The following is a 12,894-nucleotide window of genomic DNA, read 5'->3' as shown; positions in this document are numbered from 1 at the left end:
GAAGCCGGGCGAGCCTAGGCTGAGACCCATGGCCAGACCTCCACTCACTCTAGCCGCGTTGGCCACGGCGGCCGTTCCGGGGCTCGAGGTGTCGGGTGCGCGGCCGCACTCGCGCGGGTCGTACGGCCAGTTCGACTCCGCGCTGCTGCACAGCACCGACGGCCGCACCCTCCTCATCCGCGTGCCGACGTCGTCGGGCGCGGAGCTCGAGCAGTCGGCCGACCTCGTCGCGCTGCGGGCCCTGTCCGCCGGCATCCGCGCGCGCCTGCCGTTCGCCGTGCCGACCTTCGTCGGGCAGGCGCCCGTCTCGGGCACCCGCGCCGTCGTGTACGACTACGTGCCCGGAATGGTGCGCGACGCCGACGCGCTGACCGCCGAGCCCGTGCTCGCGGCCGAGGTCGGCGAGTCCATCGCCGCGATCCACGCGCTCCCCTCGGCCTTCCTCGCCGAGGCGGGCCTTCCCCGGCACACTGCCGCCGAGAGCCGGTCGCAGGTGATCGAGCTCATCGGCCGTGCGGCGGACACGGGTCGCGTGCCCGCCGCGCTGCTGCGCCGCTGGGAGTCCGCCGCCGACGACGCCGACCTCTGGCAGTTCGCACCGACCGTCATCAACGGCGGGCTCGCAGCCGACTCGATCCTCGTCGAGGGCGTGCACGTGACCGGCGTCATCGGCTGGTCGGGCCTGCAGGGCGGCGATCCGGCCCGCGACCTGCACTGGTTGATGACGGCACGCGGCGAGGCCGCCGAGCACGCCCTGTCGGCGTACCTGCGCGCCCGAGGCGGGCCGCAGGACGGCGGGATCGCCCAGCGCGCGCTGCTGCACGGCGAGCTGGAGCTCGCGCGCTGGCTGCTGCACGGCGTCGAGACCCGCGACCCCGACGTCGTCGAGGACGCGGTCGGACTGCTCGACGGCCTGGTCGAGACGGTGCACGCGGAGCAGTCCCCCGACCTGTCGACCGACACCGGCCCGATCATGGCCGTGTCGGAGGTCGAGGAGCTGCTCGGCCGCACGCCCCGCACCGGCGGCGGCAGCGAGGCGTCCAGCATGCTGACCGACTCGTACGACCGGTCCGACCTCGAGCGCGGTGAGGCCGGCGAGCACGACGAGTCCGAGGCGGATGCCACGGGGGCGCTGCCGCTCGACCTCACCGGGTGGGGCGAGAGCGAGGACGACGAATCGGCCGACGAGGATCAGGCGACGGACGACGACCAGGACGCGAGCAGCTCCTCCTCGTCATAGAGCCGCTCCGGCCGCACGACCTCGTCGTCCTCGACGAAGTAGAACAGCGCGTCGACCTCCTCGACGGGCACCTCGCGCCAGGTCGCGAACGCGAGCCGGTAGAGCGCGAGCTGGGTCTGCTTGAGCTCGAGGTCGCGGGCGTCCCTCGGCGCGGCACCGGTCTTCCAGTCGACCACCTCGTAGCGGATGCCCCTGCGGCCGGCCTCGCTGTCCGGGTCGACCTGGTACACCGCATCGAGCTTGCAGACGAACACGGTGCCGCCGAGCGGCAGGTGGATCTCGACCTCGACCTCGTCGGGCCTGCGGTGCCCCCAGGGCGACGCGGCGAACGTCGCCTGCAGGCGGGCGAGCCGCTCGTGCTCGACGGGCACGGCGTCGCCGGCATCGAGTTCGAACGCCTCCGCGTCGACCGCGTCGCCGACGCCCGTCGACCGCGCCTCGACCCACGAGTGGAACAACGTGCCGATGCGCGTCGCGCGGTACGGCCGCTGCGGCAGCGGGCGGCGCAGCTCGGCCGCCACGCCCGCGGGGTCGTCGACCCAGTCCTTGAAGCGCGACGCGGGCACGCGCGTGGGCCGGGCCTCGCCCGCCTCCTCGGGTGAGCGACGCGCGTCGCGCTCGGCGATGAGCAGCTCGAGGTCGCGGGCGAGGGCGTCGCCGATCGCCGAGTCGGCGCCGGCCTCGCGCGCGGCACGCACCGCGTCGGCCGCCGCGGTCACGCGGGCGCGGCGGGTCCCGAGCGGGTCGAGCGGCCACGTCGCGCGCTGCCCGCCGCCCTCGCGCGGGTTGGACTCGTGCGCGCTCGGGCCGGGCAGCAGCGCCTCGTCGAGCACGCCGCCGGCGACGAGCTCGTGCAGGTAGGGACTGGGCCCGCGCGCGCCCTTCTGCACCGACCACCACGAGCCGCTGAACAGGAGCGAGTGCCGCGCGCGCGTCACGGCCACGTACGCGAGCCGTCGCTGCTCCTCCTCGTGCAGGCGGCGGATCTCGGCCTGGTAGTCGCGCGCGGCCTCGTCGAACTGCTTCTGGTCGTGCACGCCGCGCCAAGCGAGCTCGGGCAGTTCGTCGCGGTCGCCCTTGAACTCGTACGGCAGTGCCCCGAACGCGAGCCACCCCTTGGTCGACAGCGGGGCCGCGGGCAGCTCGTCCTCGACGGCCCGCGGGATGGCGACGAGGTCCCACTCCAGCCCCTTCGCGCCGTGCACGGTGAGCACCTGCACGGTGCCGGGCTCGGGCTCGTCCTGCCGGGGCGCGAGCCGGTCGCGCTGCTCGGCCTCCGCGAGCCAGCCGAGGAACGCCCCGAGGGTCGGTGCCTCGCTCACGTCGAGGAAGCCCGCGAGCAGCTCGTCGAACGCCTCGAGGCTCGGTGCGCCGAGCGGCTGGGCCGCGTTCGCACCCACCTCGATGTCGAGCAGCAGCTCGTGCTGCACGAGGGTGACCAGGTCGGCGAGCTCGAGCCCGGCGCGGCGCCGGAGGGACATGAGCTGCGCGCCCGCGGCGCGCATGCGGGCGAGCCCCTCCGCGCTGATGCGGGCGGTCGCCGCGTGGCCTTCGGGCGCCTCGACGACGAAGTCGAGCGCGTCCACGAGCGAGGCGTGCTCCTCGGCGGCGACGCTCGACCGCAGCCGTGCGCGCACCGCGTCGTCGAGGGGCTGCAGCGCGTGGTCGCGCGCCGCGAGCCAGCGCGCGGTCTCGGCGAGTCCGGCCAGGTCGGCCGCGCCGACGCGCCAGCGCGCGCCGCCCAGCAGGCGCAGCAGCTCGGCGCCCGCGCTCGGGTCGTGCAGCACGCGCAGGGCACTCACGAGATCGGCGATCACGGGCTGGTCGAGCAGTCCGGCGAGGCCGAGCACGTGGAACGGCACGCCCCGGGCCTCGAACGCCTCGGCGAACACGTCGACCTGCTTGAGCGTGCGGCAGAGCATGGCTGCCGACGGCGGGCGCCCGCCCGTGCGCAGGCGGCCGGCGAACCAGTCGGCGACGGCGGCGGCCTCGTCCTCGATCGTCTCGCCCCAGCGCAGGTCGACGGCGCCGTCGCCCGCTCCGGGCGCGGCCTCGAGCGCGCGCTTCGGCACGACCGGCGCGTCGAGGAACGGGCGCAGCAGCGTGTTCGCGGCGTCGAGCACCCGGCGCGGGTTGCGCCAGCTCGTGGAGAGGTCGTAGACCGGGGCATCCGCATCGCCGAAGTCGCCGCCGAACCGCGCCAGGTTCGTCGCGCTCGCGCCCCGCCACCCGTAGATCGACTGGTCGGGGTCGCCCACGGCCATGACCGACTGCCCGCCGAAGAGGGTCGACAGCAGCCGCGTCTGCACCACGCTCGTGTCCTGGTACTCGTCGAGCAGCACCGCGCCGTAGCGACTGCGGTACGCCTCGACCACGCCCGGCTCGCTCGCGCAGATCTCGAGCGCGAACGCCACCTGGTCGGAGAACTCGAGCAGGCCGCGCCGTCGCTTCTCGAGCGCGAAGCGCTCGGCGAGGTCGACCAGCACGGGCAGCGCGCCGACCTGCTGCATCGCCTGCGCGAACGAGGCGTACGGCGCCTTCTTGCGCGCCGACCCCGTCGGCAGGTCGTGCATGGCGAGGAACTGCCGCGCCATCACGCGCACGTCGCGCGGATCGGCGACGTTCTCGGCGATGCCGCGGCTGAGGCCGAGCACCGCGCCGGTGATGCGATCCGCCGACGCGTCGAGCTCGACCAGGCGGTCGTCGTCGCTGTCGAGCACCACGCGCCGCGCGAGCTGCCACGCGGACGCCTCGCCGAGCAGGGCCGCGTCGGGCTCGCGCCCGATGCGCATGGCGTGCTCGCGGTAGATCGCGCTCGCGAACGCGTTGTAGGTCGAGACCTCGGCGGCGTCGAGCAGGTCGAGCTCGACGCGTGCGATGCCCTCGTGCACGAGCTGGCCCACGCGCCGCGAGATGCGCTCGGCGAGCTCGCCCGCGGCCTTGCGGGTGAAGGTGAGCCCGAGCACCTCCGGCACCGCGACGTGGCCGTTGGCGAGCAGCCAGACCACGCGGTTCGCCATGGTCTCGGTCTTGCCGCTGCCGGCGCCGGCCACGACGAGGCTCTGCGCGGCGTGCGGCGCCTCGATGACCGCGCACTGCTCGTCGGTCGGCGCAGGCAGCCCGAGGCGCGCGGCGATCTCGCGCGCGCCGATCATGCGGATACCTCCGCGTGCCGCCGCCTCACGCGCTGACCGCCTTCACGAGCTGCACCCGGTACTCCCACGCACCGAGCGGCGACCGGTAGCCCAGCTCGAGCGGGCCGTCGAACGTCGAGCCGGCCATGATGCGCCCGGCGGCCTCGACGCGCTCCGCGAAGGCGGCCGCCGCCTCGTCGTCGAACGGCTGCTGCGCGCGCTCGGAGTACGCCCGCCCCGAGGCGGGCTTCGCCACGAACACGAGCTTCGCCCCGCCGAGCTCGCCGTCGCCGAGCGGCACCGCGCCGTCGCGGGCGGCGGCCTGGTAGGCGGCGAGCTGCGGATGCTCCGGCATCGCGCCCGCCGTCGGCACCCGGCGCCCGGTCTTGAGGTCCACGATCACGACCGTGCCGTCGGCCGACCGCTCGACGCGGTCGACGGTGCCGCGCAGCACGGTGCGGCCGAGCTCGAGGCTGAAACGCCCCTCGGCGCCCAGCAGCACCTTGCCGTCGTCGGCGAACCCGGCGAGGTACTCGGCCGCGCCCTCCGCCATGGCCCGCGCGCTGCGGCGCTCGCGGGCGTCGAGCCAGGGGGCGTCGAAGCGCAGCTCGCCCCAGCGGGCCTCGATGCCGGCCCACACCGCCTCGACGCCGAGCTCGTCGGGCGGCAGGGCGGATGCCTCCTCGACGACGGCGTGCACGATCGTGCCGAGCGACGCGGCGAGCCCGCTCGGCGTCTGCGCCACGGCGTCGACGAACCAGGCGACGGGCGACGCCTCGGCCTTCTCGATCTGCGACGGCGAGACGTGCACCCGCGCCTCGAGGTCGCCGTCGAGGTCCACGAGCGGGGCGTCCGTGCTGGGCTCGCCGAGCCCGTACCACTCGGCCGGGTCGGCACCCGGCACGCCCGCCTCGGCGAGCCGGGCGAGCGCCTGCGCGGCCTCGGCCGAACCCGTGGCGGCGAGCTCGCGCCGCAGCGTCGCGACCAGGCGGCGCAGGTGCAGCGGGCGGCGCCGGCGCGGGGCGGTCGGCACGTCGGCGAAGGCCATGAGCACCGAGGGCTGCTCGTCGTCGTTGCTCGTGCACGACAGCACGAGCTGGCGGTCGGCCCGCGACGCGGCGAGCGCGAACAGCCGCAGCTCATCGCCGCGCACCTCCGCGCGCTCGTCGGCGACGGTGCGGTCGACCACGTGGCCCACCGGTTCGCCCGCCCGGTCGGCAGCGGCCACGGCCGCGAGGCGGTCGGCGCGCAGCAGCGACCCGCGGGGCCTGAGGTTCGGCCAGACGCCGTCCTGCAGGCCGGCGATCACGACCACGTCGTACTCGCCGCCGACGAGGGCCTGCGGCGAGCACACGAGCACGGTCTCGTCGGAACGTCGCGGCGCGAGCGAGTCCTCGGGCACGTCGCTGCCGAGCACGTCGTCGAGGAACCGCCGGGCCGGCGCGCCCGGCAGTCGCTCGACGAACCGCTCGGCCGAGGCGAAGAGCGCGACGGCGGCGTCGAGTGCGCGGTTCGCCTCCTCGGCGAGGAGGCCGTGTCCGCTCGCCTGCGCGGCCCACTCGGCGGCGAGCCCGGTGCCGTCCCAGATCGCCCAGAGCACCTCCTCGATCGTGCCGCCCGCGTCCGCCACGCGACGCGCGTCGGCGAGCACCCGCCCGAGCCGGCCCGCGCGCCGCGCGACCCGGTCGTCGATGGTCTCGAATCCACCGGCCACGCCGAGGGCCTCGACGAGCAGTTCGTCGCCGGTGCGGTCGCCGCCCGCGGCGAGCTCGTCGCGCCGGAGCGCGAGGCGCAGCCGCCGCAGCCCCACCCCGTCGAGCCGCCCGAGCGGACCGGCCAGCAGCGCTGCGGCCAGGTCGGGGGTGAGCGGCTCGCGGTCGACCACGTACGAGGCCGCGCGCAGCAGCAGCGCGGCCGCGGCCTCGTCGCGCAGCGCGGCGCGGGCCGCCGTCGTGCGGGTCGGCACGTCGGCGACCGAGAGCGCGCGCTCGACCGCGGCGATCTCCCCGCCCGAGCGCAGCACGACCGCCATGCGCGACCACGGCACGCCGTCGAGCAGGTGGCGCTCGCGCAGCAGCGCGGCGATGTCGGCGCACTCGGCGGCGTGCGACGGCGCGTCGATGCGCACGAGCGGCGCCATGCCGGCATCCGCCTCGCGGGCGTCGGCGACGAGCCGGGCGGCGCGCTGCGGCCCGCCCAGCGCCGTGCCGATGCGGCTGGTCGCGGCCGCGACCACCCCGTGGATCTCCGGCCGCCCGCGCCGCACGTGACCGAGCACGACCCGCTCGACGTCGGGCAGGCCCAGCGCGGGCCCGAGCCCGCCGAGCAGGTCGGCGCGCCCGCCGCGGAAGGCGTTCGCCGCGACGTCGGGGTCGCCGAGCGCGATGACCGAGGCGCCGCGGTGCACGAACGCGCGCAGCAGCGCGATCGTGCCCTCCGTGGCATCCTGCGCGTCGTCGACGACGATGCAGCGCGCCTCGGCGAGCGGCCCGAGCGCGACGAGCGCCTCTGGGTCGTGCACGCTGTCGCCGACCACCGCGGCGCCGAACGCGAGCAGCTCGGCGGCGTCGAAGCGGGAGTCGCGGAACTGGTCCTTGACGTCGGCGTACTCGTCGGCGAAGTCGGCGGCGGCCTCCCACGCGGGCACGCCCGCGCTCGCGCCGAGCCGGCGCAGGTCGTGCGGTCCGATTCCGTGCTCGGTCGCGCGCATGAGCAGGTCGCGCAGTTCGGTGCGGAAGCCGCGCAGGCGCCGCACGTCGGGGCCGAGCGCGTCGGGCCAGGCGGGGCCGGCGCCGTCGTCGATCGCGCCCTCGATGAGGTCGGCGATGATGCGGTCGTGCTCGCCGCCCGTGAGCAGCGTCGGGTCGGCGTCGGCGAGCGCGCCGCGCACGACCTGGAACGCGACCGAGTTGGCCGTGCGCGCGAGCGGCCCGTTCGTCGGCACGCCGAGGCGCAGGGCGATGCGGTCGCGCAGTGCGGTCGCGGCCCGGCGGCTCGACGCGAGCACCAGCACGTGCTCGGGCGCGTACGCGCGGCCGAGCACACGATCGGCGACGACCTCGACCGCGAGCGTGGTCTTGCCCGTGCCCGGCGCACCGAGCACCGCGGCGGAGCGCCCTTCGGGAAGCTCCACGACGTGCCGCTGTTCGGGGTCGAGCAGCAGGCCGCCGGCCGCCGCGCCGGCGCCCGCGGCGAGCGCGACGGACTCGTCCGGGGTCGCGGGTCGGGTGAGGTCTGCGTGCTCCATCGGCCTCACGCTAACCGGTTGCGCCGACAGTGAACGCGAGCCCGGGGGCGGGTCGCGGGTGTCGTAGTCTGAGCGGGTCACGTCGCACACTCGGAAGGGCCCACAGTGGACATTCGCATCGGCATCCAGAACTCCCCCCGCGAGATCGGGTTCGAGTCGGACCAGACGGCGAAGGACGTCGAGAAGGCCGTCGCCGATGCCCTCGCGAACGCGTCGGGCTACCTCCGCCTCGTCGACGCGAAGGGCTCGGTCTACGTCGTGCCGACCGCGTCGCTCGCGTATGTCGAGATCGGCTCCGACCAGTCGCGTCGCGTCGGCTTCGTCGCCTGATGGAGCTCCTCTTCATCTCGCTCGGCGGCGCCATCCTCGGCCTCGCCGCGCGCTACGCGCTCACCCGCCGCAACCTGCACGGCTCGGTGCTGGTCCCCGCGATCGGCACCGCGGCCGCCGCCGTCACCTGGGTCGCGCTGACCTGGCTCGGCATGCCGTGGGACGGCGGCTGGATCTGGGTGATCGCCCTCGTCTGCTCCGGCCTGACCGCGGCGGGCGCCGACGTGCTGATCGGCCGTCGCCGCGAGGCCGCCGACGCCGAGCTGGCGGAGCGCCTGCAGCGTCCCGGCGCGCAGGTCGCCTGAGGCGGCATCCGCCCTGCCGTTCTCACGTCGGCAGACGTCACTTTTCAGGAAGTGACGGATGCGGCGTGCACGGATGCTGCACTGCGCGACGCGAGCCGCACGGAACCAGCGGGTTCGGCACAGCGCACGCCGGATCGTTGCATCCGTCCCGCATCCACTCCTGAAAAGCGCCAATGACACGGATGCCGCTGAGCTGCGCGCCGTCCGACGCGCAGCGCGTCAGGCCGTGAGGCCCAGCCCGTCCATGCGCCGGGTGTGCGCCGCGATCAGTTCCGTGAACATGGGCTCGACCTCGGGGCCGGTGCCCGTGCCCTCGCGGATCGCCGACCGAGCGACCAGCAGCGTGTCGCCGACGATGCGGCGCCCCCACAGCGCGAGCCGGTCCGCCAGCCCCGGCACGGTCGCGATGCCCTCGCTCAGCTCGCGCACGAGCACGGGCGATGCGCCCACCTCGCCGAGCAGGCGCACGACGCGGCCGCGCACGGGCGACGGCAGCCCGTCGGCCAGCCGGATGAAGTAGTCGTCGAGCATGCCCGCGCTGACATACGTGCCGAGCAGCAGCTCCCACCAGTCGGCGCCGGCGATCGCCGTGCGGTACACGTCGAGCGCCGGGGCGAACGGCGCCATGACGTCCTCGGGCTCGGCGTCGTGCTCGCGGATCTCCTCGATCAGGCCGTGGTGCTTGCGCAGCGCGACGCCGGCGGAGGCGCTGAGGCCCTCCTTCGCGGCGAGGTTCGGCGAGGTCGCGACCGCGCGCGAGAGGTTCTCGAAGAACTCGAGCTGGATGTACGCGGCCTGCCCCAGGAACGGCAGCACGTCGGGCGTCAGCTCGGTGAAGTCGACCCGGGTGAGGTTCGTCGGCTCGACCCGGGGACGCATTCCCTGCGTCTCACCACGAGCGCCGCGACGGGCCGACCAGGAAACCACGGGACCACTCTAGTGCCGCCCGATCAGGGGTTGTGACGGCTCGGACGGTACACTCGTCCCGGAGCCGTCGGCAACGGATCGACGGCCAGTGCGCCTGACGACGAACGAGGCGCACCTTCTTCATTCGACGACAGGCACTCTCCCTTGACGACATTCTCCGATCTCGGCATCGCCCAGGACATGGTCGACGCCCTCTCGGCGAAGGGCATCACCGAGCCCTTCCCCATCCAGGAACAGACCATCCCGCTCGCCCTCTCCGGCCAGGACATCATCGGCCAGGCGAAGACCGGCACGGGCAAGACCTTCGGCTTCGGCCTCCCCCTCATCCAGCGCCTGGGCGATGCGCCCGAGCCGGGCGTGCAGGCCCTCGTGGTCGTGCCGACCCGCGAGCTCTGCGTGCAGGTGACCGAGGACCTCGAGCTGGCGACCGCGAACCGCCCGACGAACATCGTCTCGATCTACGGCGGCAAGGCCTACGAGGGCCAGATCGACCAGCTGAAGGCCGGCGGCCAGATCGTGGTCGGCACCCCGGGCCGCCTCCTCGACCTCGCGTCGCAGCGCATCCTCTCGCTGAAGAACGTGCGCGAGATGGTGCTCGACGAGGCCGACAAGATGCTCGACCTCGGCTTCCTCGCCGACATCGAGAAGCTCTTCGCGCAGACCCCGCCGACGCGCCACACCATGCTGTTCTCGGCGACCATGCCGGGCCCGATCGTGGCCCTGGCCCGTCGCTTCATGACGCGCCCGATCCACATCCGCGCCACCGACCCCGACGAGGGCCTCACCCAGGCGAACATCAAGCACCTCGTCTACCGGGCGCACTCGCTCGACAAGGACGAGGTCATCGCCCGCATCCTCCAGGCCGAGGGCCGCGGCAAGACCGTGATCTTCACGCGCACCAAGCGCGCGGCGGCGAAGCTGGTCGAGGAGCTCAACGACCGCGGCTTCAACGCGGCGGCCGTGCACGGCGACCTGAACCAGGACCAGCGCGAGCGCGCCATGGCCGCGTTCAAGGCCGGCAAGAAGGACGTGCTGATCGCGACCGACGTGGCCGCGCGCGGCATCGACGTGCTCGACGTCACGCACGTGATCAACCACACCATCCCCGACGACGAGAAGACGTACCTGCACCGCGCCGGCCGCACCGGCCGCGCGGGCAAGACCGGCATCGCGGTCACGTTCGTCGACTGGGACGACCTGCACAAGTGGGCGCTGATCAACCGCGCCCTCGAGTTCGGCCAGCCCGAGCCGACCGAGACGTACTCGTCGAGCCCGCACCTCTACACCGACCTCGACATCCCCGAGGGCACGAAGGGCCGCATCCGCGCGGCCTCCGCGCCGCCGTCGCGTTCGAGCACGGCCGGCCGGGCCGAGGGCGGTTCGGATGCACCGGGCGGCGGCTCGGGCTCCCGCAACCGCTCGCGCAACCGTCGTCGCACCCGCAACGGGCAGTCGTCGGGCGGCCAGGGCGGCGGGTCGTCGCAGGCGGCGCCCGCGAGCCAGCCGACCGACGGCCAGGCTCCCGCCGAGCGCGCGGAGCCGGGCACCGGCACGCACGACGGCAAGGGCCACGAGCACCACGACGGCAAGGCCGCGCCGCGCCGCCGCCGTCGCCGTCGCGGTCCCCGCCAGGGCGCGAACCAGGGCGGCCAGGCCCCGCAGCAGTAGCGGCCCGACGGGCCGTCACGCGCCCGGCTGACGCGAGCCGTCAGCCGGGCAGCACCGGCTCGGTGCCCGTGGCCTCGTCGAGGATCCGCTCGACGACCTCGGGCGAGGTCAGGTGCTCGCCGAGCCGGTTGGCCTTGCCCGTGCCGTGGTAGTCGCTCGACCCGGTGATCGCCAGGTCGAAGCGCGCCGCGAGCTCGCGCAGCGCGCGCTTGTTCGGCTCGTGGTTCTCGGGGTGGTCGATCTCGAGGCCGAAGAGCCCCGCGTCGACGAGCTGGCGCAGGCGCTTCGGCGCGATCACGTCGCCGTCGCCGCGCGTGCCGGGGTGCGCGAGCACGGGCACCCCGCCCGCCGCGCGGATGAGCCGCACGCCGGTGAGCGGGTCGGGCGCGTAGTGCGGGCGCGCGTAGCCCGAGCGCCAGTGCAGGATGCCCGCGAACGCGTCCGATCGCGTCGGCACGTGGCCGCGGGCCACGAGCGCGTCGGCGATGTGCGGCCTGCCGATCGTGGCCCCCTCTGTCGCCTGCTCGAGCACGTCGTCCCAGGTGAGCGCGTAGTCGTGCGCGATCGCCTCGACGATCGCCTCGGCGCGCGTGCGCCGGCCCTCGCGGATGCGCGCGGTCTCGGCGACGAGCGCCTCGTTGCGCGGGTCGACGAGGTACCCGAGCACGTGCACGCTGGCGAACTGCTCGCGCGTCGACAGCTCCATGCCGGGCAGCAGCACGATGCCGTGCGCGCGCGCCGCGTCCCGCGCGGCATCCCACCCCGCCGTCGAGTCGTGGTCGGTGAGCGCGATGCCGGCCAGCCCGGCCAGCGCGGCCTCGGCGACCAGCTCGGCCGGTTCCTGCGTGCCATCGGAGACGCTCGAGTGCGTGTGCAGGTCGATGCCACCGGCTGGGCGATCGCGGCGGGGCATCCCCCCATCGTATCGACGCGCGACACGCGCCCGGGCGCGCCCGACACGCTCACGGCGCACTCTCGGCACACCTGCACGGCGCACCCGGCGCGAGCCCCTACGCTGTATCGGGTGTCCCGGGTGCTCGCTGTCCTCGCGGTGCTCGGCTGCGCCGCCGTCGCCGCGGTCCTCACCTGGCCGCAGGCGTTCGGACTCCAGCAGGAGTGGATCATCTCGCACGTCGTCGCGCTGCGCGGGCTCGCGGTCGTCGCGGCGGTGGCGTGCTGCGTGCTGCTCGCACTCGTGGTCGCGACCCACCAGCTGCGTCGGTTCAGCGTCGCGCTCATCCTCGTGCTCGTCGCCTACGCCGCCGCGAACTCGGCCGTGGTCGCCTTCCGCGGCGTCACCGGCACCACGGCCTCCTCGGGCCCCGAGACGATCACGGTGCTGTCGTGGAACACGCTCGGCGAGGTGCCCGACGCCGCCACCATCGCTCAGCTCGCACTCGAAACGGGGGCCGACATCGTGTCGCTGCCCGAGACCACCGAGCCGCTCGGCGAGGAGGTCGCGATCGCCATGCGCGAGGGCGGCAACCCCATGTGGGTCAACACGATCGCGTTCGACGTGATCGCGAAGGCGCGCTCGACGACGCTGCTGATCAGCCCCGACCTCGGCGACTACGAGGTCGTCTCGGCGGTCGGCACCGGACCCCCGGGCAACACGAACACGCTGCCGACGGTCGTGGCCCAGCCGGTCGACGGCGACGGACCGGTCATCGTCGCGGCGCACGCGGTCGCGCCCATCCGCTGGGAGATGCGCAACTGGCGCAGCGACCTCGAGTGGCTCGCGACCCAGTGCACCGCCGACAGCGTCATCATGGCCGGCGACTTCAACGCGACCGTCGACCACTTCGCGGGGCTCGGCAGCGACGGCGGCGACCTCGGCCGGTGCAGCGATGCGGCGAACCAGGCGGATGCCGCGGGGCTCGGCACCTGGCCCACCGACCTGCCCGCACTGCTCGGCAGCCCGATCGACCACGTGCTGGCGACCCCCGACTGGCGGGTCGTCGGCTTCGAGGTGCTCGGCGAGTTCGACGACTCCGGCAGCGACCACCGGCCGATCGTGGCGGAGCTCGCGCAGCGCTGAGAGAA

Annotated in this window: 9 protein-coding genes; 5 read left to right on the top strand and 4 right to left on the bottom strand. The window is 74.8% G+C overall.

What is annotated here, in order from left to right:
* The first annotated feature begins 28 nt into the window (after nt 1-28).
* Nucleotides 29-1,240 (top strand): phosphotransferase, encoded by a 1,212-nt coding sequence (locus tag QMG39_RS13445; protein ID WP_281885824.1) that lies wholly within the window; start codon nt 29-31, stop codon nt 1,238-1,240.
* On the opposite strand, the gene QMG39_RS13440 is transcribed toward QMG39_RS13445, so the two are convergent.
* Together QMG39_RS13440 and QMG39_RS13435 are read right to left on the bottom strand one after the other, a co-directional pair.
* On the bottom strand, nt 1,192-4,395 hold the full coding sequence (locus QMG39_RS13440; protein WP_281885822.1) for an ATP-dependent helicase: 3,204 nt from the start codon (nt 4,393-4,395) through the stop codon (nt 1,192-1,194). The genes QMG39_RS13445 and QMG39_RS13440 overlap by 49 nt on opposite strands.
* 25 nt (nt 4,396-4,420) lie before the next feature.
* Nucleotides 4,421-7,621: a UrvD/REP family ATP-dependent DNA helicase gene (locus QMG39_RS13435; RefSeq protein ID WP_281885820.1), complete on the bottom strand. Its 3,201-nt coding sequence runs from the start codon at nt 7,619-7,621 to the stop codon at nt 4,421-4,423.
* Between the two features lie 105 nt (nt 7,622-7,726).
* Here QMG39_RS13435 and QMG39_RS13430 point away from each other — a divergent pair, with 105 nt between their 5' ends.
* Together QMG39_RS13430 and QMG39_RS13425 are read left to right on the top strand one after the other, a co-directional pair.
* Nucleotides 7,727-7,951 carry a DUF3107 domain-containing protein gene (locus QMG39_RS13430; RefSeq protein WP_281885818.1) on the top strand — a complete coding sequence of 75 codons (225 nt, stop codon included), beginning with the start codon at nt 7,727-7,729 and terminating at the stop codon, nt 7,949-7,951.
* Nucleotides 7,951-8,256: a hypothetical protein gene (locus QMG39_RS13425; RefSeq protein WP_281885816.1), complete on the top strand. Its 306-nt coding sequence runs from the start codon at nt 7,951-7,953 to the stop codon at nt 8,254-8,256. The genes QMG39_RS13430 and QMG39_RS13425 overlap by 1 nt, the downstream gene beginning before the upstream one ends.
* 219 nt (nt 8,257-8,475) lie before the next feature.
* On the opposite strand, the gene QMG39_RS13420 is transcribed toward QMG39_RS13425, so the two are convergent.
* Nucleotides 8,476-9,135 carry a ferritin-like fold-containing protein gene (locus QMG39_RS13420; RefSeq protein WP_281885814.1) on the bottom strand — a complete coding sequence of 220 codons (660 nt, stop codon included), beginning with the start codon at nt 9,133-9,135 and terminating at the stop codon, nt 8,476-8,478.
* Nucleotides 9,136-9,327: 192 nt separating this feature from the next.
* Between QMG39_RS13420 and QMG39_RS13415 the strand changes: the two genes are divergently transcribed.
* Nucleotides 9,328-10,851 carry a DEAD/DEAH box helicase gene (locus QMG39_RS13415; RefSeq protein WP_281885812.1) on the top strand — a complete coding sequence of 508 codons (1,524 nt, stop codon included), beginning with the start codon at nt 9,328-9,330 and terminating at the stop codon, nt 10,849-10,851.
* Between the two features lie 40 nt (nt 10,852-10,891).
* Here QMG39_RS13415 and QMG39_RS13410 read toward each other — a convergent pair whose 3' ends face one another.
* On the bottom strand, nt 10,892-11,764 hold the full coding sequence (locus QMG39_RS13410) for a PHP domain-containing protein (RefSeq protein WP_281885810.1): 873 nt from the start codon (nt 11,762-11,764) through the stop codon (nt 10,892-10,894).
* 111 nt (nt 11,765-11,875) lie between these two features.
* On the opposite strand from QMG39_RS13410, the gene QMG39_RS13405 reads away from it, so the two are divergent.
* Nucleotides 11,876-12,889, top strand: coding sequence for an endonuclease/exonuclease/phosphatase family protein (locus QMG39_RS13405; protein WP_281885808.1), 1,014 nt, complete (start codon nt 11,876-11,878; stop codon nt 12,887-12,889).
* Nucleotides 12,890-12,894: the final 5 nt, after the last annotated feature.

The sequence above is a fragment of the Agromyces rhizosphaerae genome (assembly GCF_027925245.1).
Lineage (GTDB): Bacteria > Actinomycetota > Actinomycetes > Actinomycetales > Microbacteriaceae > Agromyces > Agromyces rhizosphaerae.
This window is presented reverse-complemented; position numbering and strand designations above follow the sequence as displayed.